The sequence below is a fragment of the Cytobacillus sp. genome, assembly GCF_032154635.1.
Taxonomy (GTDB): Bacteria; Bacillota; Bacilli; order Bacillales; family Cytobacillaceae; genus Cytobacillus.
Genome location: NZ_JALDXW010000001.1, coordinates 117886 through 133580, shown reverse-complemented (window position 1 = coordinate 133580; position 15695 = coordinate 117886). Strand labels below are relative to the sequence as shown.

Genomic DNA, 15695 nt, shown 5'->3' with positions numbered 1-15695 from the left:
GACAGGATGTTTTTATTTGAAAGTACAAAAAAGAAGATGGACAAAACTCCATCTTCTTTTCATTCGTATTTATTCTACAATCCGCATTTCAACTGGGCGTTGCAATTTGTACATGTGTTGCATCCGCCAATTTCCTCTACGCTTCCTTTACGGCAGACTGGGCATGTATTTCCAACCTCTGATCCAATCGTTACATTTGTTGAACGAAGATCATTTATTGTATCGACGAGTACGACATGCTGTTTTGTTTTTTCTTTCTTATCATAGCTCGTATCATCGAAGCTGTTTTCTTCTGCTTTTAACGTTAACACTTGCGAATCACGTGAACCGTCAACATATACCGTTCCGCCTTTAGCACCACCACGGTATAATCGCTCGTAAACCTTTTCTACCTGTTCAACACTATACCCTTTCGGTGCATTAACCGTTTTACTGATAGAGCTGTCAATCCAACGCTGAATAATACACTGCACATCTGCATGCGCTTCAGGTGCTAAGTCCATTGCAGCAATAAACCATTCAGGCAGGTTATTTGGATCAGCATCTGGATTTCTATCTAAATATTCTTGAACAATATCTGCCTTCACTTCAATAAATTTGCCTAAGCGCCCGCTTCTGAAGTAGGAGAAAGAGAAGTAAGGTTCAAGGCCAGTTGAAACCCCAACCATTGTCCCAGTGGATCCAGTTGGAGCCACGGTTAAAAGATGAGAGTTGCGAATACCATTTTCAATAATCGATTGTTGAATATCTGCAGGCATTTTTTGCATAAAGCCTGTTTCTGTAAAGGCTTTTCTTAAACGATTTGTCTCTTCTTCTGTATTCCCAGTTAAAAATGGAAAGCTTCCTTTTTCTTTGGCAAGTTCAACAGAAGCACGATAAGCAGTGGTTGCAATCGTTTCAAATACTTTATCAACAAGCTCATTGCCCTTTTCAGAGCCGTATTCTGTTTCACAATAGATTAATAAATCGTGAAGACCCATTACACCTAGACCAACACGGCGTTCACCTAGAGCCTGTTTTTTATTCTCTGCAAGGAAATATGGTGTTGCATCAATTACGTTATCCTGCATCCGCACACCGACTTCAACTGTACGCTTTAATTTCTCAAAGTTTACTGTCTTGTTCTCTTTATCTGCCATTTCTGCCAAGTTAACAGCAGCCAAATTGCAGACACTATATGGTGCAAGAGGCTGTTCCCCACACGGATTTGTTGCTACAACCTTCTGCCCGTAAGCTCTAGCGTTTGTCATGTCATTTGCATTATCGATAAAGAAAATACCAGGTTCCGCTGAGTAAGTCGCACAAATGTTGATTAAATTCCAAAGCTCTTTCGCTTGAATTTTACGATACACTCGGACTTTATGACCAAGCTTTTCCCATTCGCGTACGTCCCCAACTTTATGCCATTCTTCATTGTAGATACGCATTTCATCTTGATCATAGCTCTCTACATCTGGGAATCGGAGTTCATATTCGGCATCATTTTCAACCGCATTCATAAATTCCTTCGTTAAGCAGACAGAAATATTCGCACCGGTTAGGAATTCTGAATTATGAACAGAGTAATTGCCGCCAGTTGCTAATTTCTCTTCGGCGTCGTTAATTATTTTTTCATTAAAGCCACCATACCCAGGTATTTGCTTATAATTCACAATTCCTTGATACATCGCAAGTTCTTGCTCTGTAAAAGGGGTGAACTTCAATTTCTCTTTTGCATACTTTTTAATCGTTTCATCATTTGTCGTTTCAAGCAAGAATCGTAAAATTCTTGGGTTTTGCATTTTTGAAATGATGAATTCGATAATATCCGGATGCCAATCCGAAAGCATGATCATTTGTGCGCCCCTGCGAGAACCGCCTTGCTCCACAAGATGCGTCAATTTCGCAATATCATCTAACCATGAAACAGATCCTGATGATTTTCCATTAACCCCTTTTGCCAGCGTGTTGCGTGGTCTTAAAGTAGAGCCATTAGTTCCGACCCCTCCACCGCGGCTCATGATTTCCATGACTTGCTTGCGGTGTTCAGAAATGCCTTCACGAGAATCTTGAACAAATGGCATAACATAGCAATTAAAGTATGTTACGTCCGTATCTGCGCCTGCCCCGTATAGGACGCGGCCAGCCGGGATAAAGTTTAAGCTAGCAAGCTCTTTGTAGAATTTCTCAAACCATTCTTTCCTTTTTTCTTCTGTTTTCTCAACGGATGCAAGGCCTGTTGCATTACGTTTTGCAATTTGCTCATAAAAAAGCTCTAGCGGTTTCTCAATAACATCCAGAGATCGCTTGATGATACCAGTTTGTGCTTCTTCTGGGTCATCAAGAACCCCCCGATAATCTTCTTCCACTAGAACAGATGCTGCTTTATTTTCCCAATCTATATCTAGAATGTAGCCAAGCCCTCGAGCAGGGAATTTTGGATCTTCTTTGATGGTAAGAACGACAAAGTCCCCATTAGTCAGAGTTATTTTTTCTGTATCCTTAAATGTGTACCTATCAAGCATGACTAAGCGGGAAACCCCTTTGTGAGTCATTTTCATATCAGAGGTGATAGGGTGTACTTGAGGAAATAGACGGATGTCTTCATTCAAGCGTTCAATGTTTAAACTCATTTTTTGTCCTAATGCAACAGACATTATTACAACTCCTTCAAATAAAAATATTCAATTTTGATAGTAACTTCAAAACACTGTTAAATCTAGTTGAATGATTCAATAACCTAAAGTTACCATACTAGAATTACGAAATCAACATATAGTACCTGAAATATTTTCGACACCACTACATATTGTGTTTGATGCATGTGAAGTTAAATTTGTCAAAATCAAAAAAAACTAAAATCGTGAGAAAATAAGAGAGATTCATAGGTTTATATCAAAATAAGACAAATTTCAATATATTTTGCGGCTTGCACTTCAACCTAGATACTATTGTTAAAAAAACGAAAAAGCACAGGATCCTGTGCTTTCAATATTCCTACAATTCGTCTTTGTTTTTTGGAATGAAATCAAAAATCTCTTCTGATTCAAAGCTATCCACTAAACGATTTAGCCATTCATAATAACTAAGTGCCGCTTTCATTTTTGTAATATCAATTTTAGCTGCTGAACGCACTTCCTCATCTATTTCTTCAGAATTTGTTAATCTTTCAAGCTCTAATATGGATTTTGTCATCGCAGCAATGTTCATTGAAATTCCTGCACGCCATTTAATGGAGAAGAAATCAATAAAGGTTTGGTACCAGTCCTCTTCTGCTTGGTACAAATCTTTTCTCGTTCCCTTTTTCCAAACCTTCTCTACCATTTTTAAATCCATCAAGGTACGAACAGAGGTGCTCATGCTTGTTTTGCTCATACCGAGCTCTTCCTTCATCTCATCAAGTGTCATCGGATGATTATGAAAGTACAACATTCCATATAATCGCCCAATTGAATCGGTAATTCCATACAAATTCATATTTTTAGCAATGGTTTCAATGACCCTTTCGCGAACACGCTCAAGCTGTTCTTTCCCATCCATGTAACTATTCACATCCATAAATGTAAAATTATCTGATTCTATATTTCATTATCATACCCCAAAAAATGAAATAATCATTTATTAGACTACCACTATTTTTCAGAATGTAAAGATGGATATAGTATAGCATCTTGGAGGAAAAGAAAGGAATTGTAAGGATTCATACTGTACAGTACGTTCAGTTTTTTCTGTACAAAGTTTACAGCCGAATATGATCAATTACCAGCTTTGCCCTATTTTTTTAAAACAAATACAATTAAATGGTCCTTATTGCACGGCATTTAGCACTGATTAGGTTTATTACATATTCATTACTACTAGTCCAGTAGTTTCAATTAAACGAGGTGAAAGGTTTGAGTGAGCAACACGTGAAATTAAGTGTTAAAAACGTTACAAAGGTTTTTGGAAAAAATCCTAAAAAAGCACTACAGCTTTTAAATGAAGGGAATTCCAAAACAGATATTTTAAAAAAGACCGGCTCCACAGTCGGGGTCAATCAAGCAACATTTGATGTTCGTGCTGGTGAGATTTTTGTCATCATGGGTCTTTCAGGAAGCGGAAAGTCCACATTAGTTCGTACATTAAATAGACTTATTGATCCTACAGTAGGAGAGGTATGGATTGACGGAAAAGATATTACAAAAATGAAAAAAGAAGAGCTAAGGAATGTACGGCGCAAAAAAATTAGTATGGTATTTCAGAACTTTGCCTTGCTTCCCCATCGTACCATCCTTGAAAACACAGAATATGGATTGGAGATACAAGGGATAGGCAAAGAAGAAAGAAGGCAAAAGGCACTTAAAGCATTAAAACTTGTTGGACTTGAAGGCTATGAAAATCAATTCCCTAAACAGCTTAGTGGAGGAATGCAGCAGCGTGTCGGATTAGCTCGGGCACTTGCAAATGACACAGATATTTTATTAATGGACGAAGCATTCAGCGCATTGGATCCATTAATTAGAAAAGATATGCAGGACGAATTGCTTGAGCTGCAATCCGCAATGGAGAAAACAATTATCTTCATTACACATGATTTAGATGAAGCCCTTAGAATCGGAGACAAAATAGCCTTAATGAAGGACGGGGAAATTGTCCAAATTGGGTCACCAGAGGAAATTCTTATGAACCCATCTAACCAATATGTTGAGAGATTTGTAGAAGATGTTGACCTTTCAAAAGTACTGACTGCAAGCCATGTAATGAAAAGAGCGGAGACCGTTCAAATCGATAAAGGACCTCGAGTTGCTTTGCAATTGATGAAGAAATTAGGCATTTCAAGTATTTACGTCGTTGATAAAAAGCAAATCCTTCTTGGTGCAATAACGGCTGATGATGCAAAGATAGCAGCTGAGAATGGGCAAACATTACAAGCAATCCTCAATCCAGATGTGCAAAAGGTGACGGGTGAAACATTGTTAACCGATTTATTTGACAAAGTGTCAACTGCGACAATCCCTGTTGCGGTTGTAGATGAAAACAATCGGCTATATGGCATTCTTGTGAGAGGTGCGGTCATTGGCGCCCTTGCAGGAAATAATGAAGTCATCAATGACTTAGAAAAAGCAAAAAAAGAAGTGGCTGCTGATCAGTCAAACAAAGGAGGGGATCAGTAATGGAAGGTTTATTACCAAAACTCCCGCTGGCAGATTGGATCGATAGCTTTGTAGATTGGCTAACAGTTACCTTTGAATTCCTATTTGACGCCATTACAGTTAGTTTAGAAGGGATCGTTGAAGGTCTATTTACTGTTTTAGAATTCATTCCATCCTATATACTTATCATCCTTGTTGGCTTATTAGCATGGAAACTATCAACAAAGGGCATCGCCATATTCGCAGTCATCGGTCTATTCTTAATTGATAATTTAGGTTATTGGGAGGGAATGCTTGAAACCCTTTCATTAGTATTGACTGCCGTCATTATAACAGTCGTCATTGGGATCCCAATGGGGATTTGGGCTTCCCAAAAGAACACAGTAAAACAGATTATTACACCAATCTTGGACTTCATGCAAACAATGCCTGCATTCGTCTATTTAATTCCAGCTATCTTCTTCTTTAGCATCGGTGTAGTACCAGGGGTAGTTGCATCTGTCATTTTTGCCGTCCCACCGACAATACGGCTGACAATTTTAGGCATTCAGCAGGTACCTGCTGATATCATCGAGGCAACAGAGGCCTTTGGCTCCACTACTAGCCAGCGTTTGCTCAAGGTGCAGCTTCCGCTTGCCATGCCAACAATCATGGCAGGAATTAATCAAAGCATCATGCTGTCGTTGTCCATGGTTGTTATCGCATCTATGGTCGGTTCACCAGGTCTTGGCGCAGATGTATACCGAGCTGTCACGCAGATTCAAATTGGAAGAGGTTTTGAGGCTGGTCTTGCGATTGTGGTTATGGCCATTATCCTTGACCGGATTACCCAAAATATAGGAATAAAAAAACAAGGGGGAAAAATTTCATGAAGAAAAAATGGTTATCTTTATTAATGGTGCCTGCCTTAGCGTTTGGTCTAGCAGCTTGTGGGTCTGATGAGGCAAGCAGTGACAAGGGAAAAACAGACAACGGTACTTCTGAAAAATCCGTTGGGGAAAGTGTCGATTACAAAATCATCGGGATTGATCCAGGAGCTGGCTTAATGAAAGCAACAGCTAATGTCCTTGAAGAATACGAACTAGATGATTGGACATTAGTAGAAGGCTCCGGAGCAGCCATGACTGCAGCTTTAAAGAAAGCCTATGATAAAGAAGAACCCATCATTATTACTGGATGGAGCCCCCACTGGAAATTTTCAAAATTCGATTTAAAGTATTTAGAAGACCCGAAAGGAACTTATGGGGATGAAGAAAATATCCATTCCATAGCACGTATTGGGCTTGCTGAGGACCATCCATCCGCTTACAAGGTGTTAGATCAATTCAACTGGCCAGAGGAAGATATGAATGCAGTGATGGTTCAAATTACCGATGGGGAAGATCCGGAAAAAGCTGCTCGGAACTGGATCGATGAAAATCCTGAAAAGGTTGAAGAGTGGACAAATGGAGCAGAGGAAGTCGACGGGGACAAAATCACGCTTGGTTATGTTGCATGGGATACGGAAATCGCAAGTACAAATGTCGTTGCACAAGTGTTGACTGATCTAGGCTACAACGTAACTCTTCGTCAGGTAGAAGCAGGTCCAATGTGGGCTGGTGTTGCTGAAGGAAGTCTTGATGCGCATATCGCTGGCTGGCTGCCATTAACACATGCAGACTATTATAAAGAATTTGAAGGAAAGTTTGAGGATTTAGGTGCAAACTTAGAAGGAACTAAAATCGGATTAGTTGTCCCTGCATACATGGACATTCATTCAATTGAAGATTTAAAAGAGTAATAGAAAACGAGGCATTTGACGATGCCTCGTTTTTTTATATCCACCCTTTTTCTTCTGCGATGCTAATTGCTTCCATTCGATTCTTCACATGCAGCTTGCTAATAATTTCGGACATATAATTCCGAACGGTTCCTGCCGATAAAAAGAGGATAGCTGATATCTCCTTAGCCGTTTTTCCATCAGCTACCATCCGCAACACTTCACGTTCACGCTTTGTTAAAGGGTTTTCATCTTTCAGACTGCCAAAAATAAGCTCAGGTGCAAATTCGCGTTTCCCTCTCATTACACTTCTGATCGACTCAGCCAGTTCATCACTAGATCCATCTTTAAGCAAGTACCCATGTACATCCGCTTTTACAGCACGTTCAAAATAACCAGGACGAGCAAATGTTGTTAAAATAATAATTTTACAATCAGACCCCTGCTTCATTAACTCTTCCGCTACTTCCAAACCGCTCATAAGCGGCATCTCTATATCCATTAAACAGACATCTGGTTTAAGCGTTTGAATAAAACGAATGGCCTCCTCTCCATTTTTAGCTTGTGCAATCACTTCTATATCATCCTCAAAATCAAGAAGGGAACCAAGTGCCCCCCGAAGCATTCCTTGATCTTCCGCTATTACTATTCTGATCATGAACCAACACCTGCCTCTCTCTCCTTCACAATGACTGGGACAGTAATCATTAGCTTCGTCCCCTTATAAGACGTTATTTTCAAACTACCATCAATCAATTCAAGTCTTTCTGAAATGCCTTTCAGACCATTGCCTTCCGGACAATTTTCATCCATGCCTCTTCCATCATCTTGAATACTAATCATTATTTCTCCTTCATTTTCAATGATTGAAATATGACAGTTTTTTGCTTGGCTGTGCTTTACCACATTTGTCACTGCTTCACGCAGGCACATGCTTAGGATATTTTGTGTAATTCCTGAAGCCTCTTCCAGCCTCGAATCGCCCTGATATTGAAAAGCAATGCCTGCTGCTTCTAGAATGGCAGAAGATGCCTGCAGTTCCTCCGAAATTGTAATCGCCCTCATATCTGATACAAGCTCTCTTACTTGCGATAATGCAGATCTAGAGGTTCTTTCTATTTCCTTCGCCTCATGTTTGGCACGTTCAATATCCTTCGTTAGCAGCTTCCCGACAAGCTGACTCTTCAATGTAATCAACGAGAGTGTATGACCGAGTGTATCATGAAGATCACGTGCGATTCTCAGTCTCTCCTCTCGTTTTACTAATTCTTCAATCCGCTCATTCGCTTCATCAAGCTGTCTTTCAAGCTCCATTCTGCTATTCATCGAGCGAATGCCAAATGGAGAGAACAGCATAATGAGAATAAAGGGAATAAAATAAAACAGAGCATTTGGATTTAATTGATTATAATGAATAATTAATGGTGTAAAGATCGATAGACCAAAAAGGACCAGTGCGGTATAGAACTTCTTCCTTTCCTCATACCAGCCAATAAAATGTGCCGGAAAAAAGCCTAAAAATAAAATATTTATATTAATAAAGATAGATAGAAATAAGACCACAGCAATTTGAAGAATCAACCAGCTTGTAAATGATCTCCCAGCAAAATAAAGCTGCCGGTATGTAATTAGGAATAACCCTAATAATACATAACCGGCATACAGCTTCCAGCCTCTTTCAAAGTAGATATAATAACCCGGCATAAATAAATAAACTAAAAACATATAAGGGAAAAATCCATATCTTGAAGGGAAAATCTCTAATTTTCCTTTTGCCATTAAAATTACACCGCCGCTTCCTGCTTTCTTCTAATATAACTAGATAATAGCATGAAAAGGAAAAGATATCCTAGTAACAGAATAATATTTATCCATTCTGGGCTGTTTCCGCGGATGATTTCCCAAGCACCATTTCCAAAATTATAAGATGGGAGCCATACCCCAATTTTCTGTATAAATGACGGCATCACATCCATCGGCATCCACATGCCGCCTGATATCGCGAGAATCATATAAATAACATTTGAAATACCAGAAGCAGTATCCACTCTCTTCATCGTTCCGACCAACGTACCTAAAGCAAGAAATGGAAGAGATCCAAACAAAATCCATATTCCACTCATCAGCCATTCAAGAATTGTTAAAGTAACTCCATTAATGAATGCACCAGCAATAAAAATAATCACAATAGAAAATAGGTGAATCACTGTTTGACCAATCATTTTTGCAGCAAAATAGGCATGATCAGATAATGGTGTGATTCTCATAAATAATGACCAGCCCTTTGTCCGTTCCTCCACAAGCCTAATCCCAAGTGTCATTATCGCTGAACCCATCACACTAAAGGTTGTCATTGACATTAAGTAATGGGCTTGCCACTCTTGTTTATCTTGAATATTGGTATTAAAAATTTTAGTGAAAATTATATAGAAAACAATTGGCATAAGCAATGACCAAAAGACAAAGTATGGATTCCGCAAAATACGAATGATTTCAACTTTGCATTGCATTCGAAAAGCATTCATTTATATCGCCTCCTTATCTTCAGTCAATTGTTCAAATGCTTCATCTAAACGCCCCTGTTCAATTTGAATACCACTTAATTTAAGTTTCTTCTCAAATAGCTCGGCTATAGTAGCATCCGTATGATCAGTGACTAAATAGATTCGATTGCTTCTTTTATATACTTCTGAAACATGTGGAATCTTTCTTAATTCATTCATGGATATTTCTTCACTCGCAACAAACGAAACTGATTGTTTGGATAATTTTGCTTTAATATCACTTGGTGTCCCGTCTTCAATAATAGTTCCATGATTAAATAAAATAATTCGATCTGAAACATCATCCGCTTCTTGAAGATAATGCGTTGTGAAAATAATCGTTTTTCCGCGTGCCTTTAATTCACCAATTGTATGCCAAAACAATTTTCGAGAAGTAATATCCAATCCAACAGTCGGTTCATCCAAAAAGACTAAATCAGGATCTCCTGCCAAGGCGAGTGCAAACCCAAGGCGACGTTTCTGTCCTCCTGAAAGTTTATCGGCTCTTCTTTTAAGATCATCCTCACTGAGACCAGTAAATGCTACTAGTTCGTCAATAGGCATCGGATTTGGGTAATAGCTTCTAAATAACTGAATGATCTCCTTCACCTTTAAAGCATCAATCACACTGACTTCCTGAAGCATCGCACCGATTCTCTCTCGAATCTTCTTTTCCTTTGGGTGATTGTTAAATAACCTTACCTCTCCGCTTGTTGGATCGAGCAACCCCAGCATCATCATAATTGTCGTTGTTTTCCCTGCACCATTTGGGCCAAGAATCGCAACAACTTCACCTTTTTTTATTGAAAACGAAACTTGATCCACCGCTTTTTTATTTTTAAATGTTTTCGTCACATGATCGAGCACCACAATTGAATCCATTTTTCCACCTCCGTCATTTCTATATCTATCATAAGCTGCAGGTAGAATATGGATTAGTGGATTTTGTCATTTTATTCAGGTGACATTTGTCATGTTCGTAAGTAAATTTCATATTGCGGTAAATACTATAAAAAGTATTTATTCCGAGGTGACTATTATGAATACAAGTTCTTCACATGTACATTATTCTAATTATGGCAAATAGCAATTGGCTCAACTTTAGCTTGGGAACTTGCAAAATTTCTTGGTTCTGAACATCCATATTTAGCCCCATTGTCTATCATATTATGTTTGCATTCAACTCTAAACAAAACGGTCGGCCTATCAATAAAACGAGTATTTGGAACAATGATTGGTATTATTGTTACCGTACTAATCTCAAGCCATATTAAAGTAAGCGGAATAAACTTAGGTCTTTTAATCTTATTAGGCTGTTTTATCGCAAAATGGCTAAAATTTGATAAAATTGTCATTCATCAAGTGGCAATTACGATTTTATTTGTCTTTGTGTTAGAACACCAAGAGAAAAATTATGCCATAGACAGAATGAGAGATACCCTTGTTGGTGTCGTTGCTGCAGTGCTAGTACAAATGATATGGTTACCTAAGTAGCGCGTATATTGCTTGGGAGTCTCGCCGCAAGAATGAGACACATAAAATATCGTGCCTTCTTCTATCAACGTATTAACCTCTTCTGATGAAACTTATTATCATTCAATATGAAACCATCTTCTACTTCATTCGTATATGAAACAAGACAACATAACTGAAAGGTGATACTTATGTATGAATATAAATACGTTAAAGTTGAATTAGGTACTTGGAACAGTAAACCTAAAGAAGACTATCAGGAAATTATTAACAAACACGCATCAAACGGTTGGAGATTTGTTCAAATATTTGCTCCTTCAACCAAAGGATACGGTTCAGCAGCTTATTTTGAATTGATTTTCGAGAGACCCCTTCATTAGTTTCACAATGACTGATAACACCCGATTAGTGAAAAAAAACGGCCGAGGCCGTTTTTTTATCTTTTGAAATTCCATTCATCTTGTTCATATCGCTCTTTTGCTATTTTATTTACATAGGCAAGCTCTTCCGCCGATAGCTCATATGGCTCAAGCTCAATATTCAGCCCTTCTGCAAATCCCCTTTTAAATGCTTCCTTTGCCTGCTCAATTGTAATTCGTTCTTTACTTATTTCATTAATAGCAACCGCTTTATTTTTAAAAGCCTTTTGCATCCGCTCCTTTACTCTGTCGCTTGGATATTTGAATAAGCTAAACAGCTTATCTTCATCTAAGTCAAGCAGAATGGAACCATGCTGCAAAATAACTCCTTTTTGTCTAGTTTGCGCACTCCCAGCCACTTTCCTGCCTTCAACAACAAGCTCATACCAGCTTGGTGCATCGAAGCAAACAGCCGAACGCGGATTTTTCAATGAATTACGTTCTTCTGCAGTTTTTGGAACGGCAAAGTACGCATCCATTCCTAAATGATGAAATCCTTTTAATATCCCCTCAGAAATGACTCGATAAGCCTCGGTTACAGTCTTTGGCATATCAGGATGCTCCTCGGATACAATAACACTATATGTAAGCTCATGCTCATGAAGCACACCTCTGCCGCCAGTCGGACGACGGACAAAACCAAGTCCGTGTGCTTTTACTTGCTCCATATCAATTTCTTTTTCTACCTTTTGAAAATACCCAATCGATAGGGTTGCAGGATTCCATCCATAAAAACGAATAACCGGGGGTATTTTCCCTACACTATTCCAGTCTAGAAGTGCTTCGTCTAAAGCCATATTAAAGGAAGGTGAACCTGCACCCGAGTCAATAAAACGCCAAACTTCTTTTGTCATAATAAAACCTCTTTTACTTTTTTGTTTTGCATTATTTTCGTTTTTAAGTCTATCAAAATATAATAAAAAAACAAAGAAAGTTGAAGAAAATAGGGAAATGGAAGAAAATTTAGCTTAATTCCTTTACTCATATCAAGCAAGACCTATATAATAAAAGATGGTCTAGCTAAGATTGAAAGGAGAAAGACGCATTGAATACCCTTTATTTACTTCTAATTATGTTAGGGGCAATTATTGTCTATTCGGTTATTACATGGTTATATCAGCGTAAAATTGTCAAAACGTTAACAGAAGAGCAATTTCGCGAGGGTTATCGAAAAGCCCAATTAATTGATGTCCGTGAACAGAATGAATTTGATGCAGGACATATTCTAGGTGCACGAAATATTCCGATGTCTCAATTGAAAGTACGCTTGAAGGAGCTTCGTCCCGACAAGCCTGTTTATTTATATTGCCAAAGCGGAATGAGAAGTGGAAGAGCTGCACAATTCCTTTACCGCAGAGGTTACAAAGACCTCTATCATCTTCAAGGCGGCTTTAAAAAATGGGGCGGCAAAATAAAAGCGAAAAACTAGTAATAAAATCCTCTGGACTGAACGTGCAGAGGATTTTTTTTGCAATCTGCTTATCTTATTTGCGAAATGCTCCTTTTTGATTCAGACAACTTTATACTGTTTTTTTAATCGATCAGAAAACAGAATAGACTGGCTCTATTAAAAGAACCAGTATTATTTTTTTATTGTTTTTGATAACGAAGAACGGGTTTGCGAGCTGCCAATGTTTCGTCAAGACGACCAATCACTGTATTGTGTGGCGCTTCCTGAACGATTTCTGGATTCTCTTCTGCTTCCTTCGCAATTTGGATCATTGCATCACAGAAAGCATCAAGTGTTTCTTTTGATTCCGTCTCAGTTGGCTCAATCATGATACATTCTTCCACATTTAACGGGAAGTAAATGGTTGGCGGATGGTAACCGAAGTCTAAGAGCCGCTTCGCAATATCCAGTGTTCTTACTCCCAGCTTCTTCTGACGCTTTCCGCTAAGGACGAATTCATGCTTACAATGTCTATCAAATGGAAGATCATACGATTCTTGCAATCTCCTCATCATATAGTTTGCATTTAATACGGCATATTCTGTCACTGCTTTCAGTCCATCAGGGCCCATCGTGCGAATATACGTATAGGCACGAACATTAATGCCGAAGTTGCCGTAATAAGGCTTCACACGGCCAATGGATTGTGGACGGTCATAATCCAATACATATTGATCTCCCTGCTTCACAAGCACTGGCTTAGGAAGGAATGGTATTAAATCTGCCTTTACTCCAACTGGACCTGAACCTGGACCTCCGCCGCCGTGAGGACCGGTAAATGTTTTATGAAGGTTTAAGTGGACAAGATCAAATCCCATATCCCCAGGGCGAGCTTTTGACATAACGGCATTTAAATTTGCCCCGTCGTAATAAAGCTTTCCGCCAGCAGCATGAACAATCTCTGCCATCTCAAGAATATCTTCTTCAAAAAGCCCTAAAGTATTAGGATTTGTCAGCATAAGAGCTGCCGTATCTTCCCCAACTACACGGCGCAGATCATCCAAGTCTACTAATCCATTTTCTCCTGATTTAACGGTAATCGTTTCAAACCCAGCAACCGTTGCAGATGCAGGGTTCGTCCCATGTGCAGAGTCAGGAATGAGGACTTTTGTCCGTTTAAAGTCTCCATTTGCTTCATGGAACGCACGAACCATCATGAGCGCTGTCCATTCGCCATGAGCACCAGCAGCAGGCTGAAGTGTTACTTGATCCATACCTGTAATTTCAATTAAATGTTCCTGTAGATCATACATAAGCTCTAAAGCCCCTTGAACAGAGCTCTCATCCTGCAATGGATGCAAATGGGCAAATCCTGGGTATCGTGCCACATTCTCATTGATTTTCGGATTATATTTCATCGTACATGATCCAAGAGGATAGAAGCCTGAGTCAACTCCATGGTTCCGATTAGACAGAGCTGTGTAATGGCGCATAATATCAAGTTCTGACACTTCTGGAAGCTCTGGCTCCTCTTCTCTTAAATATCCAGCAGGAATTAGTTCATTTACATCTATTTCCGGAACATCCATTTCCGGGAGGCTATAACCGATGCGGCCGGGCTTCGATATTTCAAAAATGAGTGCTTGATCATCCTTATGCATGGTAATCCCCCATTTCATTTACAAATGCATCAATTTCTTCTTTTGTTCTTAGTTCAGTTACTGCAATTAACATATGATTCTTTAAATCTGAATAATCACGGCCTAAATCATAGCCGCCAATGATCCCTTTTTCTAGAAGCTTTTTATTTACTTCTTTAACAGGTGCATGTAGCTTCACAACAAATTCATTGAAGGAAGGACCTTCAAACGCAATCTCAAACCCTCTAGCCTTCAATGCTTCCTTCGCATAGTGTGCTTTTTGGATGTTGGAGATTGCCATTTCTTTCACGCCTTTTTTGCCAAGAGCTGTCATTGCTACAGATGCTGCTAAAGCATTTAATGCTTGGTTGGAACAAATATTAGAAGTTGCTTTATCACGGCGAATATGCTGCTCACGTGCTTGAAGCGTTAATACAAAGCCGCGGCGTCCTTCTTCATCTACCGTTTGGCCAACAAGACGGCCAGGAACTTTTCTCATCAATTTATTTGTTACCGCGAAATAACCGCAGTGTGGACCACCGAATGCTGTTGGAATCCCAAATGGCTGCGCATCACCAGCGACAATATCCGCACCTAATTTCCCTGGAGGTGTTAATGCACCAAGTGATAGCGGATTGCTTGAAACAACAAACAAAGATTTTTGTGCATGAATGATTTCTTCTAGTTCTTTTAACGGTTCAATACGGCCAAAAAAGTTTGGATATTGAACAATGACAGCTGCGATTTCATCATTAATCATGTCTTTTAAAACTGCTGTATCTGTAATACCATCCTTATGAGGGATTTCAATTACTTCAATATATTGACCCTTTGCATAGGTTTTCACGACTTCTTTTGCTTCTGGATGAACAGCATTTGAAATGAGCACCTTTTTACGGCGTGTCTGTCCAGCACTAAGCATGGCTGCTTCAGCTAAAGCTGTTCCGCCATCGTACATAGAAGAGTTCGCTACATCCATCCCTGTTAATTCACAGATCATCGACTGGAATTCAAAGATTGCTTGCAGCTCTCCCTGTGAAATTTCAGGCTGATACGGCGTATAAGCTGTGTAAAATTCAGAACGGGATAAAACATGGTCAACAATAACAGGCATGTAGTGATCATAGACACCTGCACCTAAAAAGGAAGTATGGCTTCTTAGATCCGCATTTTTTTGTGCCAGCAGCGTAAGTTCCTTCATTAAAGCTGTTTCTGTTTTCTTAGGTTTGATGTTGTATTCCCCTTTAAATCTTACCCGTTCGGGAATATCACTGAATAATTCATCGATTGAGTTTACTCCGATTGTTTCGAGCATTTCTTTCTTATCTGTCTCTGTCATCGGTAAGTAGCGATGTTTCAT

Annotated in this window: 15 protein-coding genes; 6 read left to right on the top strand and 9 right to left on the bottom strand. The window is 39.1% G+C overall.

Annotation, left to right across the window (positions count from 1 at the left end):
• Positions 1 to 74: 74 nt before the first annotated feature.
• The gene (locus RUH74_RS00705; RefSeq protein WP_313798317.1) at positions 75 to 2636 is read right to left on the bottom strand and encodes a vitamin B12-dependent ribonucleotide reductase; all 2562 of its coding nucleotides are present in this window, start codon (positions 2634 to 2636) and stop codon (positions 75 to 77) included.
• Positions 2637 to 2976: 340 nt separating this feature from the next.
• Positions 2977 to 3519, bottom strand: a complete 543-nt coding sequence (locus tag RUH74_RS00700; protein ID WP_313798316.1) for a GbsR/MarR family transcriptional regulator — start codon at positions 3517 to 3519, stop codon at positions 2977 to 2979.
• 353 nt (positions 3520 to 3872) lie between these two features.
• Between RUH74_RS00700 and proV the strand changes: the two genes are divergently transcribed.
• The 3 genes from proV to RUH74_RS00685 are packed head-to-tail and all read left to right on the top strand — an operon-like array spanning position 3873 to position 6891.
• Positions 3873 to 5132, top strand: a complete 1260-nt coding sequence (proV, locus tag RUH74_RS00695) for a glycine betaine/L-proline ABC transporter ATP-binding protein ProV (protein WP_313798315.1) — start codon at positions 3873 to 3875, stop codon at positions 5130 to 5132.
• A complete protein-coding gene (locus RUH74_RS00690) occupies positions 5132 to 5983 on the top strand; it encodes an ABC transporter permease (RefSeq protein ID WP_313798314.1) in 852 nt (283 codons plus the stop codon). Before proV ends, RUH74_RS00690 begins: the two co-directional genes overlap by 1 nt.
• The gene (locus RUH74_RS00685) at positions 5980 to 6891 is read left to right on the top strand and encodes a glycine betaine ABC transporter substrate-binding protein (RefSeq protein WP_313798313.1); all 912 of its coding nucleotides are present in this window, start codon (positions 5980 to 5982) and stop codon (positions 6889 to 6891) included. Before RUH74_RS00690 ends, RUH74_RS00685 begins: the two co-directional genes overlap by 4 nt.
• A 34-nt stretch (positions 6892 to 6925) precedes the next feature.
• On the opposite strand, the gene RUH74_RS00680 is transcribed toward RUH74_RS00685, so the two are convergent.
• The 4 genes from RUH74_RS00680 to RUH74_RS00665 are packed head-to-tail and all read right to left on the bottom strand — an operon-like array spanning position 6926 to position 10295.
• Complete coding sequence (locus RUH74_RS00680) at positions 6926 to 7528, bottom strand: response regulator transcription factor (RefSeq protein WP_313798312.1); 603 nt, start codon at positions 7526 to 7528, stop codon at positions 6926 to 6928.
• Positions 7525 to 8649, bottom strand: a complete 1125-nt coding sequence (locus tag RUH74_RS00675; protein WP_313798311.1) for a sensor histidine kinase — start codon at positions 8647 to 8649, stop codon at positions 7525 to 7527. Before RUH74_RS00675 ends, RUH74_RS00680 begins: the two co-directional genes overlap by 4 nt.
• A gap of 5 nt (positions 8650 to 8654) precedes the next feature.
• Positions 8655 to 9395 carry an ABC transporter permease gene (locus RUH74_RS00670; RefSeq protein ID WP_313798310.1) on the bottom strand — a complete coding sequence of 247 codons (741 nt, stop codon included), beginning with the start codon at positions 9393 to 9395 and terminating at the stop codon, positions 8655 to 8657.
• Complete coding sequence (locus RUH74_RS00665; protein WP_313798309.1) at positions 9396 to 10295, bottom strand: ABC transporter ATP-binding protein; 900 nt, start codon at positions 10293 to 10295, stop codon at positions 9396 to 9398. It abuts the gene before it with no gap.
• Between the two features lie 201 nt (positions 10296 to 10496).
• Here RUH74_RS00665 and RUH74_RS00660 point away from each other — a divergent pair, with 201 nt between their 5' ends.
• Positions 10497 to 10907 (top strand): FUSC family protein, encoded by a 411-nt coding sequence (locus RUH74_RS00660; protein WP_313798554.1) that lies wholly within the window; start codon positions 10497 to 10499, stop codon positions 10905 to 10907.
• A 170-nt stretch (positions 10908 to 11077) separates the two neighbouring features.
• The gene (locus tag RUH74_RS00655; protein ID WP_313798308.1) at positions 11078 to 11266 is read left to right on the top strand and encodes a DUF4177 domain-containing protein; all 189 of its coding nucleotides are present in this window, start codon (positions 11078 to 11080) and stop codon (positions 11264 to 11266) included.
• A 56-nt stretch (positions 11267 to 11322) separates the two neighbouring features.
• Here RUH74_RS00655 and RUH74_RS00650 read toward each other — a convergent pair whose 3' ends face one another.
• A complete protein-coding gene (locus RUH74_RS00650) occupies positions 11323 to 12159 on the bottom strand; it encodes a lipoate--protein ligase family protein (RefSeq protein WP_313798307.1) in 837 nt (278 codons plus the stop codon).
• 191 nt (positions 12160 to 12350) lie between these two features.
• Between RUH74_RS00650 and RUH74_RS00645 the strand changes: the two genes are divergently transcribed.
• On the top strand, positions 12351 to 12734 hold the full coding sequence (locus RUH74_RS00645; RefSeq protein ID WP_313798306.1) for a rhodanese-like domain-containing protein: 384 nt from the start codon (positions 12351 to 12353) through the stop codon (positions 12732 to 12734).
• A gap of 161 nt (positions 12735 to 12895) precedes the next feature.
• On the opposite strand, the gene gcvPB is transcribed toward RUH74_RS00645, so the two are convergent.
• Together gcvPB and gcvPA are read right to left on the bottom strand one after the other, a co-directional pair.
• Positions 12896 to 14356, bottom strand: a complete 1461-nt coding sequence (gene gcvPB / locus RUH74_RS00640) for an aminomethyl-transferring glycine dehydrogenase subunit GcvPB (RefSeq protein WP_313798305.1) — start codon at positions 14354 to 14356, stop codon at positions 12896 to 12898.
• On the bottom strand, positions 14349 to 15695 hold the full coding sequence (gene gcvPA / locus RUH74_RS00635) for an aminomethyl-transferring glycine dehydrogenase subunit GcvPA (RefSeq protein ID WP_313798304.1): 1347 nt from the start codon (positions 15693 to 15695) through the stop codon (positions 14349 to 14351). Before gcvPA ends, gcvPB begins: the two co-directional genes overlap by 8 nt.

Bases quoted from the DNA above. Each gene is read 5' to 3' on its own strand.
- RUH74_RS00705 (WP_313798317.1), bottom strand. From the start codon at position 2,636: ATGTCTGTTGCATTAGGACAAAAAATGAGTTTAAACATTGAACGCTTG.
- RUH74_RS00700 (WP_313798316.1), bottom strand. From the start codon at position 3,519: ATGGATGGGAAAGAACAGCTTGAGCGTGTTCGCGAAAGGGTCATTGAA.
- RUH74_RS00690 (WP_313798314.1), top strand. From the start codon at position 5,132: ATGGAAGGTTTATTACCAAAACTCCCGCTGGCAGATTGGATCGATAGC.
- RUH74_RS00685 (WP_313798313.1), top strand. From the start codon at position 5,980: ATGAAGAAAAAATGGTTATCTTTATTAATGGTGCCTGCCTTAGCGTTT.
- RUH74_RS00680 (WP_313798312.1), bottom strand. From the start codon at position 7,528: ATGATCAGAATAGTAATAGCGGAAGATCAAGGAATGCTTCGGGGGGCA.
- RUH74_RS00675 (WP_313798311.1), bottom strand. From the start codon at position 8,649: ATGGCAAAAGGAAAATTAGAGATTTTCCCTTCAAGATATGGATTTTTC.
- RUH74_RS00670 (WP_313798310.1), bottom strand. From the start codon at position 9,395: ATGAATGCTTTTCGAATGCAATGCAAAGTTGAAATCATTCGTATTTTG.
- RUH74_RS00665 (WP_313798309.1), bottom strand. From the start codon at position 10,295: ATGGATTCAATTGTGGTGCTCGATCATGTGACGAAAACATTTAAAAAT.
- RUH74_RS00655 (WP_313798308.1), top strand. From the start codon at position 11,078: ATGTATGAATATAAATACGTTAAAGTTGAATTAGGTACTTGGAACAGT.
- RUH74_RS00650 (WP_313798307.1), bottom strand. From the start codon at position 12,159: ATGACAAAAGAAGTTTGGCGTTTTATTGACTCGGGTGCAGGTTCACCT.
- gcvPB (WP_313798305.1), bottom strand. From the start codon at position 14,356: ATGCATAAGGATGATCAAGCACTCATTTTTGAAATATCGAAGCCCGGC.
- gcvPA (WP_313798304.1), bottom strand. From the start codon at position 15,695: ATGAAACATCGCTACTTACCGATGACAGAGACAGATAAGAAAGAAATG.